We start from the raw sequence: 23,440 nt of genomic DNA on the forward strand, positions 1-23,440 counted from the left end.
GCGAGACACTGCGTGGCCTGTGGCCTATGACCGACCGGTCATCAGCGCCGCCAGAATGCTCGCCCACCCCGGAACACGCCGCAGGTTTTCCGTCGGCCACCCGGCAATGGGATTTGCCCCACTCCCCCGCGGGCCATAGAATGCGCCGATGCGCGATGATCTCTCCCTTTTGCTGAACTCCCTCAACGATGCCCAACGCCAGGCCGTAGCAGCCCCCGTTGGCCGTCAGTTGGTCCTGGCCGGTGCTGGCTCCGGTAAAACCCGCGTGCTGGTGCACCGTATCGCCTGGTTGATCCAGGTCGAGAACGCGTCCCCGCATTCGATCCTGTCGGTGACCTTCACCAACAAGGCCGCTGCCGAGATGCGCCACCGCATCGAGCAGTTGATGGGCATCAGCCCGGCCGGCATGTGGGTGGGCACTTTCCACGGCCTGGCGCACCGCCTGTTGCGGGCGCATTGGCAGGAAGCGGGCCTGGCCCAGACCTTCCAGATCCTCGACAGCGATGACCAGCAACGCCTGGTCAAGCGCGTGATCCGCGAGCTGGGCCTCGACGAACAGCGTTGGCCGGCGCGCCAGGCCCAGTGGTTCATCAACGGCCAGAAAGACGAAGGCCTGCGCCCACAACATATCCAGGCCAGCGGCGATTTGTTCCTGGCCACCATGCGCAGCATTTATGAAGCCTACGAGGCCGCCTGCGCGCGCGCCGGCGTGATCGACTTCTCCGAGCTGCTGCTGCGCGCCCTCGACCTGTGGCGCGATAACCCCGGCTTGCTGGCCCATTACCAGAAACGCTTCCGGCATATCCTGGTGGACGAGTTCCAGGACACCAACGCCGTGCAGTACGCTTGGTTGCGCCTGTTGGCCAAGGGCGGCGACAGCCTGATGGTGGTGGGCGACGACGACCAGTCGATCTACGGCTGGCGCGGCGCGAAAATCGAGAACATCTACCAGTATTCCGAAGACTTCCCGGACGCGATCACCATCCGCCTGGAGCAGAACTACCGCTCCACCGCCGGTATCCTCAAGGCCGCCAACGCCTTGATCGCCAACAACACCGGGCGCCTGGGCAAAGAGCTGTGGACCGACGGCGGCGAAGGCGAAGCGATCAACCTGTACGCGGCGTTCAACGAGCACGACGAAGCGCGCTACGTGGTGGAAACCATCGAAAGCGCGTTGAAAACCGGCCTGGCGCGCAGCGACATCGCGATTCTGTACCGTTCCAACGCCCAATCGCGGGTGCTGGAAGAAGCCTTGCTGCGCGAGCGCATCCCGTACCGCATTTACGGCGGCCAGCGCTTCTTCGAGCGCGCCGAAATCAAGAACGCCATGGCCTACCTGCGTTTGCTGGAAGGCCGTGGCAACGATGCGGCGTTGGAGCGGGTGATCAATATCCCGGCCCGTGGCATCGGCGAAAAAACCGTTGAAGCGATTCGCGACCATGCGCGCCATGCCGATGTGTCGATGTGGGAAGCCATGCGCTTGCTGATCGCCAATAAAGGCCTGACCGGCCGTGCCGCCGGGGCGTTGGGGGTGTTTGTCGAGCTGATCGAGAACCTGACGGCCAAGTGCGCGGACATGCCCCTGCATTTGATGACCCAGACCGTGATCGAGCAGTCCGGGCTGATTGCCTATCACGAAGCGGAAAAAGGCGAAAAAGGCCAGGCCCGGGTGGAAAACCTTGAGGAACTGGTCAGCGCCGCCCGCGCGTTTGAAAACACCGAGGCCGATGAAGAGCTGACCCCGCTCGCCGCGTTCCTCGGCCATGCGTCGCTGGAAGCCGGCGATACCCAGGCCGATGAGCATGAAGACAGCATCCAACTGATGACCTTGCACAGCGCCAAGGGCCTGGAGTTTCCTTACGTGTTCCTGGTGGGCATGGAAGAAGGCCTGTTCCCCCACAAGATGAGCCTGGAAGAACCCGGTCGCCTTGAGGAAGAACGCCGCCTGGCCTATGTGGGCATTACCCGGGCGATGCAGAACCTGGTGATGACCTACGCCGAGACCCGCCGCCTGTACGGGAGTGAGACCTACAACAAGGTGTCGCGATTCGTGCGTGAAGTGCCGAAGGGTCTGATCCAGGAAGTGCGCCTGTCCAACAGCGTCAGCCGCCCGTTCGGCGGCGGCCAGCAGCAGAATTCCAGCAGCCTGTTTGCCGGTTCCGAGATCCCGGAAACCCCGTTCAGCCTTGGCCAGTTGGTCAAACACGCGATCTTCGGCGAAGGGGTGATCCTCAACTTCGAAGGCGCCGGCGCCCAGGCACGGGTGCAGGTGAACTTCGCCGAGGGCAGCAAGTGGCTGATGATGGGTTACGCGAAACTCGAAGCGGTCTGACACGCTGACCCCTTCCCCCTGTAGGAGCGAGCTTGCTCGCGAAAAACCCTCAGACAACGCGTCTCATCCAGGATGCCCGCGTTATCGTTGGCGATCTTCGCGAGCAAGCTCGCTCCTACAAAAGGACGGTTCAGCATGAAGGTTTCGCGTCCACCCTTGTTTTTGATGCGTGCGGGCCAATATCTGTAACTAGTCCTACAGACCCTTCGGATTCTGTCTTACGCAAAAGCCCGAAACATTATGTCGCTAGCCACTGTCACGACACCTGTGCAACATGGCGCGCGTGCAATCCACAAATGGGAATTCCCTTTATGAAACGTTTTCTTAGCATCGCCATGGCGTTGTGCATCGGCCTGACGATGAGCCTCGACGCCAACGCCAAGCGCTTCGGTGGCGGCAAAAGCATGGGCTCGGCACCGACTCACCAGACCAGCCAAATGGCCCCATCCGCCGGTGTCGGCGGTGCTGCCGCCACTGCAGGCGCAGCCGGTGCTGCTGGCGCTGCTGCCAAGGCCGGCGGTGCTTCGCGCTGGTTAGGCCCGCTGGCCGGTATCGCCGCCGGTGGCTTGCTCGCGTCCATGTTCATGGGCGGCGGCTTCCAGGGCATGCAGATCTTCGACATCCTGATCATGGCGGTCATCGCCTTCCTGATCTTCCGTTTTATCGCTGCCCGTCGTCGCAAGCAGCAGGAGCACATGGCTCCAGCCGGCGCGCCGATGCAGCGTGAAGTGTTCGAGCAGAAGCCAGCCGCAGGTTCGATCTTCGGTGGTTCGGCAGCACCTGCCGCCGCACGTCCGGTGATCAATGCACCGGCCTGGTTCAACGAAGAACGTTTCGTCGAAGCGGCCCGCAGCCACTTCCAGTCCCTGCAGCAGCACTGGGACGCCAACGAAATGGACAAGATCGCCGAGTTCGTGACCCCGCAACTGCTGGAGTTCCTCAAGCGCGAACGTGCCGACCTGGGCGATGCGTTCCAGTCGACCTACATCGACGACCTGCGCGTACAGCTGGAAGGTGTGGATGATCGCGCCGACAAGACCATCGCCACCCTGACGTTCAGCGGCGTGTCGAAAACCTCGCGTTTCGACCAGGGCGAAGCGTTCAGCGAAAGCTGGAACATGGAACGTCCGCAAGGCGAGAACCAGCCTTGGCTGGTCGCCGGTATCCGCCAGAACAGCTGATACCCGCGCTTGAGCAAGCCGTAAGCAAAACCCCGGACATGTTCCGGGGTTTTCTATTTCACGGTTGCACTTATAGCGAGCTACTGTATAAAACGCCCCTATAAACCGCGCCATCTAGCAAGAGGATCCCGGCCGTGGAAGAAGTTATCGAACAATTGCGTGAAGCCAACGAACCGGTTCCGGTTCCTCTGGAACTGCCTGATGAAGACCAGTTGGTGGAAATTGAAGAAGAGCTGTTCATCAATATTCCGTTCGTCTTCAAGGAGTTCCTGCTGACCGTCAGCGATGTGGTCTATGGCAGCCTGGAACCGGTGACCATCACCGATCCCGGCTCCCACACCTACTTGCCGGAAGTTGCCGCCATGGCCTGGGACATTGGCGTGCCACGCGAACTGATCCCGATCTGCCAGGACGGCGACGACTACTACTGCGTGGAAGAAGATGGCACCGTGGTGCTGTGGTGCTGCGAAGAAGAACTCGTCACCGAAGAAACCTGGGAGTCGGTGTGGCACTGGGCGCGGGACGTCTGGCTGGAAAGCTGACACCTGCGGCTCGCGCGCGGGGCGGCCCAGCCTCCTCAGTGTTCCGGCGTATCCTTGTGGTTATCCAGAGTCTCCAGCAAAGCGACCTGCATCCGCGTATGCACGCGGATGAACCACCGCCAGAGCACCGCCGCCACCGCCGCCGCGACCACGGCGATCAGCACCAGCAACTTGTTGGTCGGCAGAATGCTGGCCGACAAGGCGGCCAATAGCAGGAAAATCACCAGCAGCGACAAAATCGGAATCACCTCGGCGATCACCCGACGCACGCGCTGGGTATGCCGCCCGGCCATTTCCGGCTTGACGCTCATCTCCGCCAGCAGCATCGACAGCGCCTTGAGCTTGCGGTACGCCGCAATCAGGAACGGCAGCGACAGCAGCAACGCCGCGCCCCAGATCAACGCCTTCTGCCAGCTCGGATCGCTGATCCAGCCCTCCAGATACCCACCGATACGCAACGCGAAGTAACTGCCGGTAAAGAAGATCGCCACCACCAACGCCAGGTTCACCCCCACTTGCAGCACGATTTTGCGGATCATCGACGCCAGCAGCGCCCCTTCGCCTTGGGGCTGAATACTGCGCAGCCATTCGCCATACATGCCGAACACCCGGCTCATGCGCTTAGGCATCACGGCGGCAATCTTCAACGACAACGGGTCGGCGCCGCGAATCAGGTACGGGGTGAGCAACGTGGTGATCACCGACACCGCCACTGCGACCGGATAGAGGAAGTCACTGGTCACCTGTAAGGTCATCCCCAGCGCGGCGATGATGAAGGAAAACTCACCAATCTGTGACAGTCCCATCCCAACGCGCAATGACGTGCGGCCGTCATTGCCGGCGATAAATGCGCCCAGGCCGCAGGACAACATCTTGCCCAGCACCACCGCCACGCTGATCACCGCAATCGGCCAGGCATATTGCAACAGGATCTGCGGGTCGATCATCAAGCCAATGGCGACAAAGAAGATTGCGCTGAACATGTCGCGAACCGGCTCGATCAGGCGCTCGATCTTCATCAACTGGCGCGATTCGGCCATGATCGCGCCGATCAGGAACGCCCCCAGCACCATGCTGTATTCCAGCTTGACCACCAGCAGGCAAAAGCCGAAACACAGGCCCAGCACGGTGATCAGCAGCATTTCATTACTGTCGAACTTGGCCACGTAGGCCAGCAAGCGCGGCACCAGCAAAATCCCGATGACCAGCGCGACGATCATGAACAGCGAGAGCTTGCCGACCGTGGAGAACACCTCGCCGGAGCTGACCGTGCCACTGACGGCGATGCTCGACAACAAGGCAATGATGCCGATGCCGAGGATGTCCTCGACGATCAGCACGCCGAAAATCAGTTGGGCGAAGCGCTGGTCTTTCATCTTCAGGTCGTTGAGCGCCTTGACGATGATGGTGGTCGAGGAGATCGCCAGGATCGCGCCGAGGAACAGCGCGTCCATGGTGTTCCAGTCGAACCAGCGGCCGATCTCGTAGCCGATCCAGATCATCAGGACGATTTCCAGGAAGGCCGCGATAAACGCCGTGGCGCCCACCTTGAACAGCTTGCGCAGGCTGAACTCCAGGCCCAGGCAGAACATCAGGAAGATCACCCCCAGCTCGGCGAGGGTCTTGATCGTGTCTTCATCGTGGATCAGGCCGAACGGCGGGGTGTGGGGGCCGATGATGAAGCCGGCGACGATGTAACCGAGCACCACCGGCTGCTTGAGGCGATGAAACAGGATAGTCACGACCCCGGCCACCAGCATGATCACGGCCAGATCCTGAATAAAGCTGATGGCGTGCATGGCGAGGGGCTCCTTGAGGGTACTGGCGCTTTTCCCACGTTCCCTGCGCCTTTGAAACTTCGCAAAGAGCGGAAGGAAAAGTCTGCCTTTATCGTAAGAAATGCCCCGAGAAGGACTTTTGAAGGTTAACACCACCACTTCCGCCGCAAAGCCGGTGCAATATATGGAAACAGATCGCTGCAGGCGTGACGGCAAGCCGCCCACCGGCGTCCCGTAAGGGATGGCGCTGCAAAGACCCCAGCACCCGCAGAGGTGCCACCCCAACCAATGCCTAACCCGTGAGTGAGCTATGGAACCCGGAAACGCCCAACTGTCGATGACGGTATTGATGACCCCTGATATGGCCAACTTCTCCGGCAATGTCCACGGCGGCACCCTGCTCAAGTACCTCGACGAAGTGGCCTACGCCTGCGCGAGCCGTTATGCCGGGCGTTATGTGGTGACCTTGTCGGTGGACCAGGTGATTTTTCGCGAACCGATCCACGTCGGCGAGCTGGTGACCTTCCTCGCATCGGTCAACTACACCGGCCACACCTCGATGGAGGTGGGCATCAAGGTGGTGACCGAGAACATCCGCGAGCGCTCCGTGCGCCATACCAACAGCTGCTTCTTCACCATGGTGGCCGTGGACGACCAGCGCAAACCCGCCGCCGTGCCGCAACTGCAACCGCACAACAGCGAAGACCGCCGCCGGTTTGCGCAGGCGCAGCAACGCCGGCAGATTCGCCAGGAGCTGGAAAAGCGCTACCAGGAAATCAAAGCCGACGCGCTGTAAGTCCCGGACTGTAAACCCAAGCAAAATGTGGGAGGGGGCTTGCTCCCTCCCACATTGGGTTTTGTGTAATTACAGGTCGATCGGCGTGGCTTCGAAGCGCACACGGGGATGGGCAATACGATCCTGGGCACGTACCAGCTCCAGTTCATAGCTGGCGCAGGCCTGGGTTTCCAACAGCACTTCATGCACCGCCGCTGCGGTGAACTCGAAAGCCGCCAGCAGGCTGTCGCCCAACAACACCCGCGCCAGGAACAACCCCGACGTCAGGTCGCCCACACCCACCGGCTGCCGGGGAAACGCCAGCAGCGGCCGACGCAGGTGCCAGCAGCCGTCGGCCGTCACCAGCAGCATTTCAAAGCCATCCGGCAACTTACCCGGGTAATCCAGGTGCTTGACCAGCACGGCCTTTGGCCCGCGTGCCAGCAAGGCTTTGGCCATGCCCAGGCAGTCGAACAGCGATTGCGGCTTGCGTCCGGCGAAGCTGTCCAGCTCCAACTGGTTGGGGCACAGGAAGTCGGCCATGGCGGCGGCTTCGTCGAGCAGAAAATCACTGACTTCCTGCGGCACGATGCAGCCTTTTTCCGGATGGCCCATCACCGGGTCGCACAGGTACAGGGCCTTGGGATTGATCGCCTTGATCCGCGCCACGCCGGTGAGGATCGCCCGACCTTGGGCCGCGCTGCCCAGGTAGCCGGAGAGTATGGCGTCGCAATTGCCCAATTCACCGATGGCTGCAATACCTTCCACCAGCGCTGGAATCTGCTGCGGCGCTAACACTTCACCCGCCCACTGGCCATACTGGGTGTGGTTGGAAAATTGCACCGTGTTGAGCGGCCACACGTTCACCCCGACCCGCTGCATGGGGAACACGGCGGCGCTGTTTCCGGCGTGGCCAAAGACCACATGAGACTGGATCGCAAGCAGATGAGGTGTGCGTTTCATGCGGGAGATTTCCGTAAAACCATTGAAATTCTGGTCGCGCAGTATGCGACCAAACGCAGCCTGTACGACAGACCGACGACACAGTTAAGCTGCTCTCACTTTGTTGGAGTTTTATGCATGCTGACCCTGGGAAACATCTTCGTGTTGATGCTGCTGGCGACCGGCGCCGCCTGGGTATGGCACAACCACGGCCTGCGCGAGCGTGCGCTGGAGCGGGTCAAGCAGCATTGCGCCAAGCTCGATATCGAGTTGCTCGACGGTGCCGTGGCCCTGAAACGCATCGGTTTTGTGAAGGATGCCAAAGGCCGGCGACGCCTGGCGCGCATCTACAATTTCGAATTCACCGTGACCGGCGAAACCCGCCACCCCGGGACCATCACCCAGTTCGGCGCCCACAGCGCACAGATCGAACTGGCGCCCTACCCGTTCGAGATCAAGACGCCGCTGCCCAGCGCCGACGTGATCGAACTCAGCCAGTGGCGCCAGGACCACGCCAAGCACCGTCAATGACGGCAGGCTGCCAGCGCTTGCTGTAGCGCGGCCACGTCCTGTGGCGCGCTGAAAATCAATTCGATACGCGAATCACGCCGCCATTCGCTGGGTTGCCAGACGAGTGGGCGGTTATCCACAGCGTTGCCGGAGATCCAGCCATCGCTGCTGTGGATAACCAGTTTGGCGCGGCGCCAATCAAGGCTCGTCAGCCATTGTGCCAGGCGCCGGCGATCGAATGACTGGCTCGGATGCCAGCGCCAACCAATGCTCCAGCCGCCCTCCTGGGCCTGACTCAAGCAGATCGGTAGCGTGGGGTCGCTCCATACAGCGGGCATTTGCGCCAAGCCCTTGGGCTCGACGAAGTTATCCACAGTCGCTACAGCCCGCGCATTCAGGCCTGGCAAGCGTTGCAACGGCAATTGCGCCTGACGCGTCCAGTAAAACGGAACCTCGGGTAACTGCCGTTCAATCGCCTTGCGCTGTGCGGCGTCCAGCGCCTCATCCTTGTTCAGGACCAACAGGCCGGCGCTGGTAAGTGCTTCGCGCTGTGCGTCAGGCAAGGGTTTGCCCGCCGCCAGGGCTTGCGCATCCAGCACCAGCACGCAAGGCTGAACCGCCAGCACCTCCTGCCATGGCGCCTCGCGCAATTGCTTGAGCACTTGCGCCGGGTGCCCGAGCCCCGAGGGTTCGATAAACAGACGGTCCGGCTTGGCCTTACGCAGCAAGCGGCCAAGTCCGACCTGGAACGGCGCACCATTCACACAACACAAGCAGCCACCCGCCACTTCGCCCAGGGCAATGCCGTCGTCGGCCTGGGTCAGCAAGGCCGCATCCAGGCCGATCTGCCCGAATTCGTTGATCAACACCGCCCAGCGCTCGTTGGCCGGGCGTTGGGCAAGCAGGTGTTTGATCAGGCTGGTCTTGCCGGCGCCCAAGGGGCCAGCAATCACATGGGTGGGAATGTTCTGCAGCATAGAGGGCATCATTCAGGCCGTGTAGAGCGTTTGATCCTACGCGGTTATGCCAGCCAATCCAGCGTCAGAATTAACCGTCGTTCATCGGTTTTAAGCGACGGCGAACGGTGAATCAGCCCGTGAGCTTCGTTGCCATGCCACTTCGTGCCCTTGAGCAACGCCACTTCGCCGCAGTGAATCTGCTCGATACGCTCGCTGGGCTCGGCATCCGCCTGGCCCAACTGACGGCGGTCCATCACGCCTTCGCGCAACCATTGGCTGCCGATGCCGGCATACGTGGTGATCAGCCGCACCGGCACATGATCGACGTGAAAGCGCGGGCACATGGCTTTGTCCAGCAAGCGCAAACGCACGCCGATACGCCGGGCGCCGAGCAGACAGGCAAACGCGCTGACCAGCCACGACACATCGGCGATAAACCCTTCATAACCTTCAAGATCACAGCAACTTGCCGCTAAACCCTGCACGTTCGGCACCGCATCATCGCCGTCCAACTCGATGACCAGCGACTCGGCCAACGGCGCGTTGAGCGCCACCAGCAAGGCGCCGAACTCGGCGATGTGCAACGGCAATTGGCGCTGCCACAGCGCCAGGTTGACGCCGTCTTCAAGGATCTCGGACAGCGCCAGCGGGGTGTCGCCGCAAGTCTGGCGGATCAGCGGGCGCAGGGGGATGAGCGGTGCCAGCATCAGGCGACAGCCTCTTCATACCAAGGGCCAAAAGGATCGGCCAGCAAGCGCCAGGCGTCGACGCCCTGGGCCATTTCTGCATCGGTGAGCAGGCAGGCGTCCAACTCGGCACGCATCTGCGCGAAGTCGATGTTCTGCCCGATGAACACCAGTTCCTGGCGGCAGTCGCCAGTGCTCGGTTGCCAATGGCCCATGATCGCCGCGACGCTTTCTTCGTCCTGCGGCCACTGACTTTTCGGCACAAAGCGCCACCAACGTCCGGCAAAGCCATGGCGCATCAAGCCCCCGGCCTGGGACCAACTGCCGGCGTCCTGATGCTTACTGGCCAGCCAGAAAAAACCCTTGGAACGCAGGAGTTTGCCGTTCACCCAAGGGCGGTCGATAAACTCGAAAAAACGCTGCGGATGGAACGGTCGGCGCACGCGGTAAGCCGTAGAGGCGATGCCGTACTCTTCGGTTTCCGGCACATGCTCGCCGCGCAGTTCCTGCAGCCAGCCAGGGGCCTGGGCGGCGCGGTCGAAGTCGAAGCGGCCGGTGTTGAGGATTTTGTGCAGCGGCACTTCGCCCATGACCATCGGGATGATTTCCGCCTGGGCGTTCAGGCGTTCGAGGATGGCCATCAGTTCCTCGCGCTCGTGGCGGCCGATCAGGTCGATCTTGCTGATCAAGATGACGTCGGCAAATTCGATCTGCTCGATCAAAAGGTCGGTGATCAAGCGTTCGTCCTCTTCGCCGAGGGTTTCGCCCCGTGACGCGAGGCTTTCGGCGGCCTGGTAGTCGAGCAGGAAGTTCATGCCATCGACCACGGTGACCATGGTGTCCAGGCGCGCGATATCGGCCAGGCTCTGCTCGTTTTCATCGCGAAAGGTGAAGGTTTCGGCCACGGGCAACGGTTCGGAGATGCCGGTGGATTCGATCAACAGGTAATCGAAGCGACCGTCCCTGGCGAGTTTTCCGACCTCTTCGAGCAGGTCTTCGCGCAAGGTGCAGCAGATGCAGCCGTTGCTCATCTCCACCAGCTTTTCTTCGGCGCGGTTGAGGGTGACGTCGCGCTGCACCTCGCCGCCGTCGATATTGATTTCGCTCATGTCGTTGACGATCACCGCCACCCGCAGGTTGTCGCGGTTGCGCAGGACATAGTTGAGCAGCGTACTTTTACCGGCGCCGAGAAAGCCGGACAACACGGTAACGGGGAGACGATTGGGCATCAGGTCATTCTCATCAGGCCGCCCGTTCAAGCCGGGCTGTACTTAATGTTATATTATAACAACACAAATAAGCCAATCCCCCGCTTGCTCATCATGACCAACGGGGCAATGCTGGCGCCTGTCTACATCGAGAACCCTATGAAATATCTACTGTGCAGCCTGCTGTTGCTCATCACGGCCGAAGCCTGCGCCCAAGTACCGAGCCTGTCGGCGAACTGCACGCGCAGCGCCACCCTGCTGGCTTGCGTCGACCCGCTGGGCAACGCCTACAGCGTGGCGACGGTCGGCAGCACCACGTATTTGCGCGGTTTCGAAGTGATCGGCCAGCGCCACTGGGCTCAGACCAACAGCCGCTACGGGCAACTGACGTTCTTCACCGGCTTGGCCTCGGACGGCGAGGCGTGGGTCGGCTACACGCGGCGCGTGGGCTGGACCACGATCAACCGCTTTTCCAGCTCCGGTGGCGCCAGCGCCACGTTCACCTGCAGCCGCGTGACTGGCTGTTAGGCCTGGTTGTTTTTCTGTTCCTGGACCCAAGCCATGTAGCTGTCCACTGGCGGGTTCTTCTGGAAATAGCGCTGCAGGCCGACGAACAAACCCTCCGCCACCGCCTGTTGATGCCGCGCCGTGACCAGCCGCGCACTGTCCCGCGCATTGGAGATAAACCCGGTTTCCACCAGGATCGACGGCACGTCCGGTGACTTGAGCACCGCGAATCCGGCCTGCTCCACGCGCTTCTGATGCAACGAGGTGATGCCTTCCAGGCTGCCGAGGATCGAGCTACCGAGTTGCAGGCTGGAGGCGATGGTGGCGTTCATCGACATGTCGAGAATCACCCCGGCCAGCATCGGGTCCTTGTCCTTGAGGTTCAGCAAACTGGTGGCGCCCAGCAGATCGGCGCCGTTTTCCCGTTGCGCCATGAAACGCGCCGTGGCCGAGGTCGCACCGCCTTCGGACAAGGCATACACCGAAGCCCCCGACGCGGTGATCCGTGGTGCCGCATCCGCATGCACCGAGATAAACATGTCGGCGTTGTGTTTGTGGGCGATCTCCACGCGCTTGCGCAGCGGCACGAAGAAGTCATCGTTGCGCACCAGCTTCACATCGAACCCTTTCTCGCGCTTCAAGCGTTTGGCCAGCAATTGGGCAATGGACAGCACCACGTCTTTCTCGCGCTGGCCCTTGGAACCAATAGCGCCGGGGTCTTTGCCGCCGTGGCCGGGGTCGACCACCACAATGATGTCGCGCTTGGGGTGCGCCCTGTCGACCGGCGGTTTGGGTGCGGCCGCTATCGGGTGAGGCACCTGGGTGGCGCTGGTGAGATCAAGCACCAGGCGGTGCCCTTGCCCATCCTGGGGCGGCAACAAAAAGCTGGTGAGCTGCATCGGCGTGGCGAGGTCCAGCACGATGCGCGTATCCGCCTTGCCGAAGTGCCCGGAGCGAATCGAGGTGATCCCGCTGTTCTTCAAGACCAACTGAGAGAAGTCGCCACTGAGTCCGGCGCCGCTCAGGTCGATGATCAGGCGTTCCGGCGCGGTCAGGGAAAAAGTCTTGTAGTTCACCGGGCCACTGAGGTCGAACACCAGCCGCAGCTTGTCGTCCGAGCGCCACAGGCGGGCGTTGCGAATCTGCGTGGCCGACGCGGTGAAGGGCAAGGTGAACAGCGGGCTGACCAGGAGCAGGTTAAGGAGCTGACGTCTGTGCATGACAAATACCGCAGATAGAGGAGCGTCCTTACTCGACATGACCAAAAAAAGACCCGAGCAGAAAATTCATCGTCGACTCAATCGTTATAATATAACATGTCTTTTTTATCGCCAACGATGGACCTGCTCATGAATGCGCTGACTCTGCCGGATATCGCCGCGCAGGCTTCACGCCAAGCCTTGCCGCTCGACTGGGTGGGCATGTGCGGCATCGCCCTGCCCATTTTGCTCGACGGCCAACGCCTGGCCGCCACTGCTGACGCCGGCGTCAGCCTGGACGACGGCACGGCTCGTGGCATTCATATGTCACGCCTGTACCTGGCGCTGGAGATGCTCGACCGGCAGCCACTGACGCCGGCACTTCTGCGTAAGGTACTGCAGCGGTTTCTCGACAGTCATGAAGGTTTATCTAATAACGCCTACCTGCGTATCCACACCGATCTGCTGCTCAAACGCCCGGCATTGGTCAGCCCACTGGCCGGCTGGAAAGGCTACCCGGTGAGCATCGAAGCACGTGTGGAAAACCAGATGTTCCACGTGGAACTAAAAATTGACGTTACTTATTCCTCAACCTGCCCGTGCTCGGCGGCCCTCGCCAGGCAGTTGATTCAGCAGCAATTTCTCGAAGACTTCGGCAACACGCCGTTGCAGCATACCGACGTGCTGACCTGGCTCGGCAGCGCCAATGGCATTGTCGCCACGCCCCACAGTCAGCGCAGCAGCGCGCAACTGCGCGTCCAGTTGCGTGGCGAGCACCTGGCATTGACCGATTTGATCAACACCGCGGAGGCCGCCCTCGGCACCGCCGTGCAAACCGCGGTGAAACGTGCGGACGAACAAGCCTTCGCCCTGGCCAACGGGCAGAACCTGATGTTCTGCGAAGACGCCGCCCGCCGCTTAAACCTCGCCTTGAAACGCTCGGACGCCGTCCAGGCCTTCCACCTCAAAGTGATCCACGCCGAAAGCCTGCACGCGCACGATGCCGTGGCTGAAAGCTGCTGGACGAGGTACTCGGCATGATCACCTGCACGGCTTTACGCTGGGGCGCCCCTGGCCAACCACTGACCCCGGCGCTGGACTTGCGCCTGGAAACGGGCAGCCTTACCGGTGTGATCGGCGCCAACGGCACGGGCAAAAGCAGCCTGCTCAAAGTCATCGCCGGCCTGCAAAACCCCCTGGCGGGGAAAGTCACCGTGGACATTCCACGCCGTGGCGGCCTGTCGTTCCTGCCGCAGCAACAGCACCTCGACCGTCAGTTCCCGATCAGCCTGCAAGAACTGGTCGCCGCCGGCTTCTGGGGCACGCAGCTCAGCACGCCGCAACGCAGCCAGCGTTTGCAGGCGGTGCTGGAAGACTGGTGCCTGGGAGGCTTGGAACAGCGCCCGTTGATGGCGTTGTCCGGCGGCGAACTGCAACGCGCCCTGCTCGCCCGCATGAGCCTGGCCGACGCGCCGGTGCTGTTGCTCGACGAACCCCACGCGGCGCTCGACGAAGACGGCCAGGCTTTGTGCTGGAAACACATCCACGCCTGGCACGCCGCAGGTCGCACGCTGGTCGTGGTCTGTCATGACTTGGCCTCCGTGCGTCAACACACCCAGCAAGTGGTGCAGATCAAAAGCACGGGCTGCCTGTTCGGGCCGAGCAAAGAACTGATCCGACCGCAACCGCACATGCAGGTGGCCTGATGCACTTCACCGCGCACCTGTGGATGCCGTTTCTCGACTTCGTGTTCATGCGCCGCGCCCTGATCGGCGGCCTGGTACTCGCCTGCAGCACCGCACCGCTGGGGGTGTTTCTGATCCTGCGGCGCATGAGCCTGATCGGTGACGCCGTCGCCCACGGCATCCTGCCCGGCGCCGCTCTGGGGTTCTGGCTCGCCGGCCTGAGCCTGCCCGCGCTGACCCTCGGCGGCCTCGGCGCCGGCCTGAGCATGGCCGGGCTGGCAGCGTGGATCACCCGTCGCACCGGCCTGCGCGAAGACGCCAGCCTGGCCGCCATTTACCCCATATCCCTCGCCGCCGGCGTGCTGATCCTCGGCCTTGCCGGCAAGCGCCTGGACCTGCTGCACCTGCTGTTCGGCTCCGCGCTGGCCGTCGACGACACCACCTTGACCGGCATGCTCTGGGTCTCTGGCTTCAGCCTGGTCGCCATGGCGCTGATCTACAAACCGCTGCTGCTGGACACCCTCGACCCACTGTTCCTGCAAACCGTCAGCCGCCTCGGCCCGCTGGCCCACGGGCTGTTTTTGACCCTGGTGGTGCTGAACCTGGTGATTGGTTTCCAAGCCATCGGCGCGCTGATGGTGGTGGGTTTGATGATGCTGCCGGCCATCGCGTCGCGGTTCTGGAGCCGGCGCTTGCCGGTGTTGATCGCGGTATCGGCAGTGCTGGGCTGCCTGTCGGTGTGGCTTGGCTTGTTGCTGTCGTTCTACTACTCACTGCCCAGCGGCCCGGCGATTGTGCTGGTGGCTGGTGGTGGGTACCTGCTGTCCGTGGTTTTCGGTCCGGTGCATGGCTTGCTGCGCCGCCCGCCCTTGCTGTCATCCCAATGAGGTGTTTCCCGATGCGCGCTCTATTCGTGCTGTTCAGTCTGCTACTGCCGTTGTCCATGGCCCAGGCCGCCGACAAACTCCAGGTGGTGACCAGCTTCAGTATTCTCGATGACATCACTCACCAGATCGGCGGTGAGCACATCCAGATCAGCAACATGGTCGGCCCCGACGCCGACGCACATACCTACGAGCCGAGCCCGGACGACGCCAAGGCGCTGCTCAAGGCCAAGCTGATCATCAAAAATGGCCTCGGCTTCGAGCCGTGGCTGGACCGCCTGGTGGCCAGCACCGAAACCCGCGCCACCGTGGTCACCGCCAGCAAAGGCGTGATCTCCCACACCATGGAGGAAGACGGCGAAACCATCCCGGACCCGCACGCCTGGCATAACCTGGCCAATGCCGAAATCTATGTGAACAACATCACCAAGGCGCTGGTGGCCGCCGACCCGGCCAACCAGGCCGACTACCTGCGCAACAGCCAGGCGTACCTGAAAGACATCTACCGCCTGCTCGCCGAGGCCAAGGCCAAGTTCGGCGCGTTGCCAGCGGGCAACCGCCGTATCGTCACCTCCCACGACGCCTTCGGCTACCTGGGCCAGGCCTATGGCATCCAGTTTCTGGCGCCCCAGGGTTTGTCCACCGAGCGTGAGCCTTCAGCCGCTGAAGTCGCCGCGCTGATCACTCAGATCCGCAAGGACAAGGTCAAAGCCGTGTTCATTGAAAACATCAAGGACTCGCGCCTGCTCAAACAGATCGCCAGCGAAAGCGGCGCACAGATCGGCGGCACGCTGTACTCCGACGCCCTCGCCGCAGAAGGCCCGGCCAGCACCTTTATCGGGCTGTTCGAATACAACCTCAACACCCTGTGCGCGGCGTTGGGCAAACCATGATCCGCAAGAACCCATCCGGCGATCTGCCGGTGATTGCCGAATCGGCCTACGTCGACAAAACCGCAATCATCTGCGGCAAGGTCATCATCGGTGAGAACGTGTTCGTCGGCCCCTACGCCGTGATCCGCGCGGACGAAGTCGACGCCAGCGGCGACATGGACCCGATCACCATCGGCGCCAACTCCAATATCCAGGACGGCGTGGTGATTCACTCCAAATCCGGCGCGGCGGTGACCATCGGCGAATTCACCTCCATCGCCCACCGCTCCATCGTCCACGGCCCGTGCAGCGTCGGCGACCGCGTGTTCATCGGCTTCAACAGCGTGTTGTTCAACTGCGCCGTCGGCGACGGCTGCGTGGTGCGCCACAACTCCGTGGTCGACGGCCGCGACTTGCCCGCCGCGTTCTACGTGCCCTCCACCACCCGCATCGGACCCAACACCGACCTGTCGCAATTCCCGCCGGTAAGCGTCAGCGCATCGGAGTTTTCCGAGGACGTAGCGCGTACCAACGTCGATCTGGTGCAGGGTTACAAAGCCCTGCAAAACGAGTTCTGAACCATGAGCCGCCTGTTGATCCGCAACGCCCGACTGGTCAATGAAGGCCAGGTATTCGACGCCGACGTGCTGGTCGCCCATGGCCGTATCGAGAAGATCGCCAGCAGCATCGCGGGGCACACGGCGTCCGTAGAAATCGACGCCCACGGTCAATGGCTGCTGCCGGGTATGATCGATGACCAGGTTCACTTTCGCGACCCCGGCGCGCCGGACAAAGGCAGTTTCTACAGCGAATCCCGCGCAGCGGTGGCCGGCGGCATCACCAGTTTCATGGACATGCCCAACACCCGGCCGGCCACCCTCACCCTGGAAGCGCTGGCCGACAAAAAACGCCGCGCCGTCCAGCACTCGGTGGCCAACTACGGCTTTCACTTCGGCGTCAGCAATGACAACCTCGACACCGTCGCCGCGCTCGACCCTCGGCAGGTGGCCGGGGTCAAAGTGTTCATGGGCGCGTCCACCGGCAACCTGCTGGTGGACGATCCACGGATTCTGGAGCGCCTGTTCGCCGAGGTGCCGACGATCCTGCTGGCCCACTGCGAACACACGCCGAGTATCCAGGCCAACGAACAGCGCTTGCGCGAGCGGTTTGGCGACAACATCCCCGCCGTCGCCCACCCGCTGATCCGGGATGCCGAAGCCTGTTATCGCTCGTCTTCACTGGCGGTGGAACTGGCCAAGCGTCACGGCACGCGCCTGCATGTGCTGCACCTGAGCAGCGCCCGCGAGTTGGCGTTGTTCGAAGATAAACCGCTGGCGCAGAAACGCATTACTGCCGAGGTCTGCGTGCATCACCTGCTGTTCGACGACCGCGACTATCACCGCCTGGGCCACCAGATCAAATGCAACCCGGCGATCAAGACCCGCGCCGACCGCGACGCTCTGCGCCTGGCCCTGCTCGGTGAGCGGCTGGATGTGATCGGCACCGACCATGCGCCGCATACCTGGGCGCAAAAGCAGTTGGCGTATGGTGAGGCACCGTCGGGTTTGCCCCTGGTGCAACATGCGTTGCCGGCGTTACTGGAGTTGGTGGCCGATGGGCTGCTGCCGCTGACCACCCTGGTGGCGAAAACCAGTCATCGCGTCGCCGACCTGTTCGCGATCCCCGACCGTGGCTACCTGCGCGAAGGCTATTGGGCCGACCTGGTGCTGATCAAACCCGAACCCGAGGGCAAGCCGGTCAGCCGCCAGCCGATCCTGGCGCGCTGCGGCTGGACACCGTTCGCCGAGCGCCGCTTTCGCCACAGCGTCAGCACCACCCTGGTGTCGGGCCAGTTAGCCTGGCACAACGGCCAGGTGGTCGACAGTTGCCAGGGGCTACCCCTGCACTTTCAGGGTTAAGCGCGCGGTTTGACACTGCCGCAGTTATCCCCCAGCCACTGGGCGTGGCTGTCCAGGCTGCCCTTCTGCTGAATGCCGGTGGCGTTGAAGGTGCCGTTGACCGTGGTGGTGAACTCTTTCTGACTCTGGAAGGTGGCCACGCCGGTACCCTGGGCTTTCGGGCAACTGAAACGAAATTTCCACTGGTTGCCGCTCTTGTCGGTCACTTGCTGTTTGCAACCCGACTGCGGGTCGGTCAGCGGGATCGAGTCGGAGGCGACCTGGGCGGGGGTGAGGCACACCTGGACGCCTTTGCCGGCCATGGCGATGCCCTGTTTTTCCAGCATAGCGCGCTGTTCCGGGGTCATCTGTTGCTTGAGCTGACCGAGGATCAGCGACAAGTCCGGCAGGTCCTGGTTATCCACTTTCATGTTGCTCGTAGTCAATTCCCACAAGCCCGGCGCCAGCATCTGCGCCTGTGCCGCCACGGGCAGCGACAAACCAATAACCATGGCCAAACCTAGCAGACGAGCATTCATCGGGTAACTCCTGGGCAATTGTGGGCGTTAGACGCCACAAAAGCGCCAGTGTTGCACGACAAAGAAAATAGCGACATTCCTGACCGAACATGGTCTGTTAAGCACTGGATTGCCTGGAGTGACATCGTCCATGGATTTTTTTGGCCCGCACCTGCTCGCCTACTTTATCGCCACGCTGCATTTTCTCGGGACGCTTGCAGCGATCCACGCGGTGCTGACGGTCAGGACCGCCCAAGGCTCGATTGCCTGGGCCTTATCGCTGATGTTCGTGCCCTACCTGACGCTGATTCCTTACCTGATCTTCGGCCGCAGCACCTTCGATGCGTACATCCAGGCGCGGCGCCAGGCCAACCAGGAAATGCACACCGCAATCAACGAACTGAACTGGCGCCCGTGGGTCGAGGAAGCCCTGGCCGCACGCAACTCCAGCGCCTACGCCTCGCTGCGGGCGATGCCCAAGCTGGGGCGCATGCCGTGTCTGGCAAACAATGAAGTGCGCTTGCTGATCAATGGTGACGCCACCTTCAGTGCGATCTTCGACGCGATTCGCCGCGCCAAAACCGCCGTGCTGTTCCAGTTCTTCATCATTCATGACGATGAACTCGGCAGGCAGTTGCATGCCTTGCTGAAGGAAAAAGTCGCCCAAGGCGTCGCCGTCTACGTGCTCTACGACCGCATCGGCAGCCACGCCCTGCCCTCTCGCTATGTGCAATCGCTGCGCGACGCCGGGGTGCAGGTCAAGGCGTTCGCCACCCGCAGCGGTTGGCTCAATCGCTTCCAGGTCAACTTCCGCAACCACCGCAAGATCGTGGTGGTGGATGGCATCACCGGGTTTGTCGGCGGGCATAACGTCGGCGACGAATACCTGGGCAAAAAACCACCACTGGCGCCGTGGCGCGATACCCATGTGCAGGTCAGCGGCCCGGTGGTGGCGTGCCTGCAGGAATCGTTTGCCGAAGACTGGTTCTGGGCCGCGCGGGAACTGCCGCCGCTGATCCTGCCGGACACCTACCCCGAAAACGGGGTGCTCTGCCAATTGCTCGCCAGCGGCCCGGCCGACCCTTATGAAACCTGCTCGCTGTTTTTTGTCGAAGCCATCCACGCCGCGACCGAGCGCGTGTGGATCACCAGCCCGTATTTCATCCCGGATGAAGCGGTGTTTGCCGCCCTGCGCCTGGCGGTGCTGCGCGGGGTCGACGTGCGCCTGCTGCTGCCGTCGCGGCCCGACCACCGCATTGTGTATGCCGCCTCCAGCCTTTACGCGATCGAAGCGGTGCGCGCCGGGGTGCGGGTGTTCCGCTATACGCCGGGGTTTCTGCACCAGAAAGTGGTGTTGGTCGACAGCGAAATCAGCGCCATCGGCAGTGCGAATATGGACAACCGTTCGTTCCGGCTGAATTTCGAGGTAATGTTGCTGACCGTCGATGAAGCCTTCGCCCAGCAAGTGGAGCACATGCTGCTCGATGACTTCGCCCAGGCCCATGAAGTCAGCCAGGAAGAAAGCCGCGAAACCCGCCGCCTGCAACAATTAGGCATGCGGATTGCGCGGCTTATCTCACCGATTCTCTAACAGACACTGCGGTAAAAATGTGGGAGGGGGCTTGCCCCCGATAGCGGTGAATCAGTGCCTAATCCGCTAGCTGACACACCGCAATCGGGGGCAAGCCCCCTCCCACATTTACACCTGCAGGGCTGCGGGAAAATGCTTCAGCGGTAGATATCTTCCCGCGTCCACGGCAGTTCATGGCTGCCATCGGCGAAGGGTTTTACTGCCAGGATCTGGTGCAGGTTGATCCAACCCCGCGCAAACGCGTAGGCGCAACCGGCCAGGTACAACCGCCAGATGCGCAATGCCTGTTCCGGCACCAGCTTCGCCGCCGCTTCCAGGTTGTCTTCCAGGCGTTCGCTCCAATGGTCGAGGGTGCGTGCGTAGTGCATGCGCAGGCTTTCCACGTCGACCACTTCGAGCCCGGCTTCGCTGAGCTCGGCGGTCATCATCGCCAGGTGCGGCAGTTCGCCGTTGGGGAATACGTAGCGCTCGATAAACTCCCCGGCGCCACGGCCCACGGGGCGACCGTCAATGTGCTTGGCGGTGATGCCATGGTTCATCACCAAGCCACCTTCGCGCACCGCGCCAAACAGGGTCTTGCAGTATTGCGCCAGGTTGGCGTGGCCGACGTGTTCGAACATGCCCACGCTCACCACTTTGTCGAAACGGCCGTTCTGGGGCAGGTCACGGTAATCGAGCAGTTGCAGGTCCACCTGATCCTCCAGGCCCTCGGCTTTCACGCGCTCTTTGGCCAGGGCCAGTTGCTCCTTGCTCAGGGTGATGCCGAACACTTTTACCCCAAACTCCCGCGCCGCATACCGCGCCAGCCCGCCCCAACCACAGCCGACATCGAGCAAATACTCCCCCGGCTGCAAGCGCAACTTGCGGCACAGGTGGCGGAATTTGTCTTGTTGGGCCTGGTCGATGGATTCGCTGCCGGTTTCGAAGTAACCGCAGGAATACGCCATGTCCTGGTCGAGCCACAACTGGTAGAACTCGTTGGACAGGTCGTAATGGTAGGAAATCGCCGCCGCGTCAGTGGCCTTGTCGTGGATCGAGCGCACCGGATGATTGTGCACATCGTCATCGATCAGGGCATGACTCAACTCGTCACACACCCGGATCACCTCGGCGATGGAGCCTTCCAGCTCCAGCTTGCCCTCGACAAAGGCTTCGCCCAATGAATCGAGCGTGGGATGGAAAAGCGTGGACACAACCGTGGGGTCCTTCACCACGATGGTCACACTGGGCTCGGGGCCCAGGTTGAATTCATGGCCGTCCCAGAGTCGAAGACGCAGCGGTAGCTGAAGATTCTGTAAGGCCGGTGGAAGTTGCGCGAGCATGAGTAGTCCCCCCTTGTTTCAGACGTCTGGAAAGAGGGTAGACCATCCTACGACAGCGTAGAAAGCTATCGATTTCATAACCTGCGCCTATGGAAATCGGCGTTCGAGCAAACCGTCCTGAATCCACTGTTTCAGCCATGAGACCGCTTGCAGGGGCGCACCCTCTCCATAGCTGACTGCCAACTGCGCGCACAGTTCTGAAAAACACCAGCCGGTGGTCACCATACCCGCCAAAGCGCAGGTTTCTGCGGGTTCCAGGCTGCGGTAGCGGCACACCTGCTGATGGCGCCACACCAGGCAGATCTGCGGCGCATCCAGAGGCTGGCTGGCGCGCAAGTCCGACTGGGCCTTGCCGGCGCGCCAGGTCTCTACGGTGTTGAAGCGGCAGAGAATCTGCTGAACGGTCGGCGCCAGGGTGACCTGCAAACCCGGCCAGTCGTGCGGCGACAGTCGCGCCATATCGTCCACGGTCAGCGGTGTACCCGGCGGCGCGTCGAACGCCAGGGTGAAAGCCCACTCCAGCCGCGCCAGCTCAGACAGCGGCGCGCTTTGCTCAGCCACCAGGTGCTCCTGGATAAACGCCGCGAACCGCTGGCCCAGCCAGCGCAGGCTGTAGTGGGCGGACGGGTAGCGACGCACGTAGGCCTCGGTCAGCGCGGCGAACTCGTCATCCCCGAGCCAATACCAGAGGGCGCCGAAGTCCTGCCGTAACACGTCCTGCAACCGCGACAGGTAGGCGTTGTGATAAATCGCCAGGCCCGTTTCCACATCCAGCGTAGGACCACCCAGCAACGTGGCGGCAAAGCCGGTGCCGGCCACGGGGGTTTCGGCCAATAAGTGCTCTTCGAAGGCCTGTTGCCAATCCGTCAGGCGCATAGCGTTCTCCTGGCCAAGGCGGTCGCACCCAGCGTGCGAGCCTTGTCCAACTCGCTGAGCAGCTCTTCGAACGGTGGGAAATGGTCATCGCGCTCCAGCAACGTCGAGACCGGGCCCAGGTGCTCCAGGGTCTGTTGATACAGCGCCCACACCGGATCACACACCGGATGGTCATGGGTATCGACCACGTAATCGCCGTAGTCCATATGCCCGGCCAGATGCAGTTGGCGGATGCTCTGCGGCGGCAGGTTGTGAATGAACGTCCAGGCATCGAAACCGTGATTGCGCGAGCTGACGTACACATTATTGACGTCCAGCAGCAACTGGCACCCCGTCAATCGGGTCAGCGCGTTGAGGAATTCCCACTCGGTGAATTCATCCGCCTTGGCGCGCACATAGCTGGAGACGTTCTCCAGCACCAGCGGGCGCTGCAACACATCCTGCACCTGCAGCACACGACTGGCCACGTGATACAGGCTTTCTTCGGTGTAAGGCAGGGGCAACAGGTCATGCAATTGATGCGCGCTGCCACGGCTCCAGCACAGATGATCGGAGATCCACGCCGGCTGGATGCGCGCGGCGAGTTGCTGGAGCTGCTTGAGGTAATCGATATCGAGGGCATGGGGCCCGCCGATGGACAGGGACACACCGTGCATCACCAGCGGGTAGCGCTCGGCGATCGCGTCCAGGTAGTACAAGGCTTTACCGCCCTGCACCAGGTAATTCTCGGAGATCACTTCGAACCAATCCACGGCCGGCGATTGTTCAAGGATCTGCTGATAGTACTCACTGCGTAGACCCAGGCCGTAACCCAGGCTCGGAAGGGACATAGACATCAGACACTCCTGGGCAAAAGTGTCCGCAGCGGCAGGTGGCAACCGCTGCGGTTGCACTCGGTCGCCGATTATTCGCCGACTTTGCCGCCGGCCGCGTCGCACGCCGCCTTGGTCATGGCCTTGAAACCATGACCCTTGCAAACCGCTTGACCCTTGCAGGCGTTTTCAGCGGTCTTGCAGTCATTCATGCCTTTGCAGGAAGTGACGCCGTAGCAATGCACCGCAGCGTCGGCGGCCTGTACCTGGGTGGTGACACCGGCAAACAGGGTGGCAGCAGCGAGCGCCAGGGCAGCACCGGAAATGGCGTTTTTGATGGTCATGGGGTCATCCTCATAAATC

24 protein-coding genes are annotated in these 23,440 nt (G+C 62.0%); 13 read left to right on the forward strand and 11 right to left on the reverse strand.

What is annotated here, in order from left to right:
- Positions 1–148: 148 nt before the first annotated feature.
- The 3 genes from uvrD (at position 149) to J2Y83_RS28660 (ending at position 4,055) form a co-directional block, all read left to right on the forward strand.
- On the forward strand, positions 149–2,332 hold the full coding sequence (uvrD, locus tag J2Y83_RS28650; protein WP_253400189.1) for a DNA helicase II: 2,184 nt from the start codon (positions 149–151) through the stop codon (positions 2,330–2,332).
- Positions 2,333–2,643: 311 nt separating this feature from the next.
- The gene (locus J2Y83_RS28655; protein WP_253400190.1) at positions 2,644–3,513 is read left to right on the forward strand and encodes a Tim44 domain-containing protein; all 870 of its coding nucleotides are present in this window, start codon (positions 2,644–2,646) and stop codon (positions 3,511–3,513) included.
- A 134-nt stretch (positions 3,514–3,647) separates the two neighbouring features.
- The gene (locus J2Y83_RS28660; protein WP_253400191.1) at positions 3,648–4,055 is read left to right on the forward strand and encodes an SMI1/KNR4 family protein; all 408 of its coding nucleotides are present in this window, start codon (positions 3,648–3,650) and stop codon (positions 4,053–4,055) included.
- Between the two features lie 35 nt (positions 4,056–4,090).
- On the opposite strand, the gene J2Y83_RS28665 is transcribed toward J2Y83_RS28660, so the two are convergent.
- On the reverse strand, positions 4,091–5,854 hold the full coding sequence (locus J2Y83_RS28665; protein ID WP_253400192.1) for a cation:proton antiporter: 1,764 nt from the start codon (positions 5,852–5,854) through the stop codon (positions 4,091–4,093).
- 289 nt (positions 5,855–6,143) lie between these two features.
- Between J2Y83_RS28665 and J2Y83_RS28670 the strand changes: the two genes are divergently transcribed.
- Positions 6,144–6,629 carry an acyl-CoA thioesterase gene (locus tag J2Y83_RS28670; RefSeq protein WP_017850038.1) on the forward strand — a complete coding sequence of 162 codons (486 nt, stop codon included), beginning with the start codon at positions 6,144–6,146 and terminating at the stop codon, positions 6,627–6,629.
- Between the two features lie 69 nt (positions 6,630–6,698).
- Here J2Y83_RS28670 and pdxY read toward each other — a convergent pair whose 3' ends face one another.
- On the reverse strand, positions 6,699–7,571 hold the full coding sequence (pdxY, locus tag J2Y83_RS28675; protein WP_247402955.1) for a pyridoxal kinase PdxY: 873 nt from the start codon (positions 7,569–7,571) through the stop codon (positions 6,699–6,701).
- Between the two features lie 117 nt (positions 7,572–7,688).
- Here pdxY and J2Y83_RS28680 point away from each other — a divergent pair, with 117 nt between their 5' ends.
- A complete protein-coding gene (locus J2Y83_RS28680) occupies positions 7,689–8,081 on the forward strand; it encodes a DUF3301 domain-containing protein (protein WP_017850040.1) in 393 nt (130 codons plus the stop codon).
- On the opposite strand, the gene J2Y83_RS28685 is transcribed toward J2Y83_RS28680, so the two are convergent.
- The 3 genes from J2Y83_RS28685 to zigA are packed head-to-tail and all read right to left on the reverse strand — an operon-like array spanning position 8,075 to position 10,934.
- Entirely contained in the window at positions 8,075–9,037 is a 963-nt protein-coding gene (locus J2Y83_RS28685) for a CobW family GTP-binding protein (RefSeq protein ID WP_253400193.1), read from the reverse strand. The genes J2Y83_RS28680 and J2Y83_RS28685 overlap by 7 nt on opposite strands.
- Before the next feature lie 44 nt (positions 9,038–9,081).
- On the reverse strand, positions 9,082–9,726 hold the full coding sequence (locus J2Y83_RS28690; RefSeq protein WP_253400194.1) for a DUF1826 domain-containing protein: 645 nt from the start codon (positions 9,724–9,726) through the stop codon (positions 9,082–9,084).
- Positions 9,726–10,934: a zinc metallochaperone GTPase ZigA gene (zigA, locus tag J2Y83_RS28695; protein WP_253400195.1), complete on the reverse strand. Its 1,209-nt coding sequence runs from the start codon at positions 10,932–10,934 to the stop codon at positions 9,726–9,728. Before zigA ends, J2Y83_RS28690 begins: the two co-directional genes overlap by 1 nt.
- A gap of 138 nt (positions 10,935–11,072) precedes the next feature.
- On the opposite strand from zigA, the gene J2Y83_RS28700 reads away from it, so the two are divergent.
- Complete coding sequence (locus J2Y83_RS28700) at positions 11,073–11,441, forward strand: glutamine synthetase (RefSeq protein ID WP_253400196.1); 369 nt, start codon at positions 11,073–11,075, stop codon at positions 11,439–11,441.
- Here J2Y83_RS28700 and J2Y83_RS28705 read toward each other — a convergent pair.
- Positions 11,438–12,640 carry an N-acetylmuramoyl-L-alanine amidase gene (locus tag J2Y83_RS28705; RefSeq protein WP_253400197.1) on the reverse strand — a complete coding sequence of 401 codons (1,203 nt, stop codon included), beginning with the start codon at positions 12,638–12,640 and terminating at the stop codon, positions 11,438–11,440. The genes J2Y83_RS28700 and J2Y83_RS28705 overlap by 4 nt on opposite strands.
- A 129-nt stretch (positions 12,641–12,769) precedes the next feature.
- Here J2Y83_RS28705 and folE2 point away from each other — a divergent pair, with 129 nt between their 5' ends.
- Genes folE2 through J2Y83_RS28735 form a run of 6 tightly spaced genes read left to right on the forward strand, consistent with a single transcriptional unit; the run spans position 12,770 to position 17,979 of the window.
- Complete coding sequence (folE2, locus tag J2Y83_RS28710; RefSeq protein WP_253400198.1) at positions 12,770–13,660, forward strand: GTP cyclohydrolase FolE2; 891 nt, start codon at positions 12,770–12,772, stop codon at positions 13,658–13,660.
- Positions 13,657–14,325 carry a metal ABC transporter ATP-binding protein gene (locus J2Y83_RS28715; RefSeq protein ID WP_253400199.1) on the forward strand — a complete coding sequence of 223 codons (669 nt, stop codon included), beginning with the start codon at positions 13,657–13,659 and terminating at the stop codon, positions 14,323–14,325. The genes folE2 and J2Y83_RS28715 overlap by 4 nt, the downstream gene beginning before the upstream one ends.
- Positions 14,325–15,191, forward strand: a complete 867-nt coding sequence (locus J2Y83_RS28720) for a metal ABC transporter permease (protein WP_253400200.1) — start codon at positions 14,325–14,327, stop codon at positions 15,189–15,191. Before J2Y83_RS28715 ends, J2Y83_RS28720 begins: the two co-directional genes overlap by 1 nt.
- 11 nt (positions 15,192–15,202) lie before the next feature.
- Entirely contained in the window at positions 15,203–16,081 is an 879-nt protein-coding gene (locus J2Y83_RS28725) for a metal ABC transporter substrate-binding protein (protein ID WP_253400201.1), read from the forward strand.
- Positions 16,078–16,638, forward strand: a complete 561-nt coding sequence (locus J2Y83_RS28730) for a DapH/DapD/GlmU-related protein (protein WP_017850050.1) — start codon at positions 16,078–16,080, stop codon at positions 16,636–16,638. Before J2Y83_RS28725 ends, J2Y83_RS28730 begins: the two co-directional genes overlap by 4 nt.
- Positions 16,639–16,641: 3 nt before the next feature.
- On the forward strand, positions 16,642–17,979 hold the full coding sequence (locus J2Y83_RS28735; RefSeq protein ID WP_253400202.1) for a dihydroorotase: 1,338 nt from the start codon (positions 16,642–16,644) through the stop codon (positions 17,977–17,979).
- Here J2Y83_RS28735 and J2Y83_RS28740 read toward each other — a convergent pair.
- Entirely contained in the window at positions 17,976–18,497 is a 522-nt protein-coding gene (locus tag J2Y83_RS28740) for a DUF3617 domain-containing protein (protein WP_253400203.1), read from the reverse strand. The two genes, J2Y83_RS28735 and J2Y83_RS28740, sit on opposite strands and share 4 nt — an antisense overlap.
- 130 nt (positions 18,498–18,627) lie before the next feature.
- Here J2Y83_RS28740 and cls point away from each other — a divergent pair, with 130 nt between their 5' ends.
- Complete coding sequence (cls, locus tag J2Y83_RS28745) at positions 18,628–20,067, forward strand: cardiolipin synthase (protein WP_253400204.1); 1,440 nt, start codon at positions 18,628–18,630, stop codon at positions 20,065–20,067.
- 137 nt (positions 20,068–20,204) lie between these two features.
- On the opposite strand, the gene cfaB is transcribed toward cls, so the two are convergent.
- The 4 genes from cfaB to bufA2 form a co-directional block, all read right to left on the reverse strand.
- Positions 20,205–21,389: a C17 cyclopropane fatty acid synthase CfaB gene (gene cfaB / locus J2Y83_RS28750; protein WP_253400205.1), complete on the reverse strand. Its 1,185-nt coding sequence runs from the start codon at positions 21,387–21,389 to the stop codon at positions 20,205–20,207.
- 87 nt (positions 21,390–21,476) lie between these two features.
- On the reverse strand, positions 21,477–22,265 hold the full coding sequence (locus J2Y83_RS28755) for an HvfC/BufC N-terminal domain-containing protein (RefSeq protein WP_253400206.1): 789 nt from the start codon (positions 22,263–22,265) through the stop codon (positions 21,477–21,479).
- The gene (bufB, locus tag J2Y83_RS28760) at positions 22,256–23,101 is read right to left on the reverse strand and encodes an MNIO family bufferin maturase (RefSeq protein WP_253400207.1); all 846 of its coding nucleotides are present in this window, start codon (positions 23,099–23,101) and stop codon (positions 22,256–22,258) included. The genes J2Y83_RS28755 and bufB overlap by 10 nt, the downstream gene beginning before the upstream one ends.
- 68 nt (positions 23,102–23,169) lie before the next feature.
- A complete protein-coding gene (bufA2, locus tag J2Y83_RS28765; RefSeq protein WP_253400208.1) occupies positions 23,170–23,421 on the reverse strand; it encodes a BufA2 family periplasmic bufferin-type metallophore in 252 nt (83 codons plus the stop codon).
- Positions 23,422–23,440: the final 19 nt, after the last annotated feature.

The organism is Pseudomonas marginalis (assembly GCF_024169655.1).
Taxonomy (GTDB): Bacteria; Pseudomonadota; Gammaproteobacteria; order Pseudomonadales; family Pseudomonadaceae; genus Aquipseudomonas; species Aquipseudomonas paraveronii.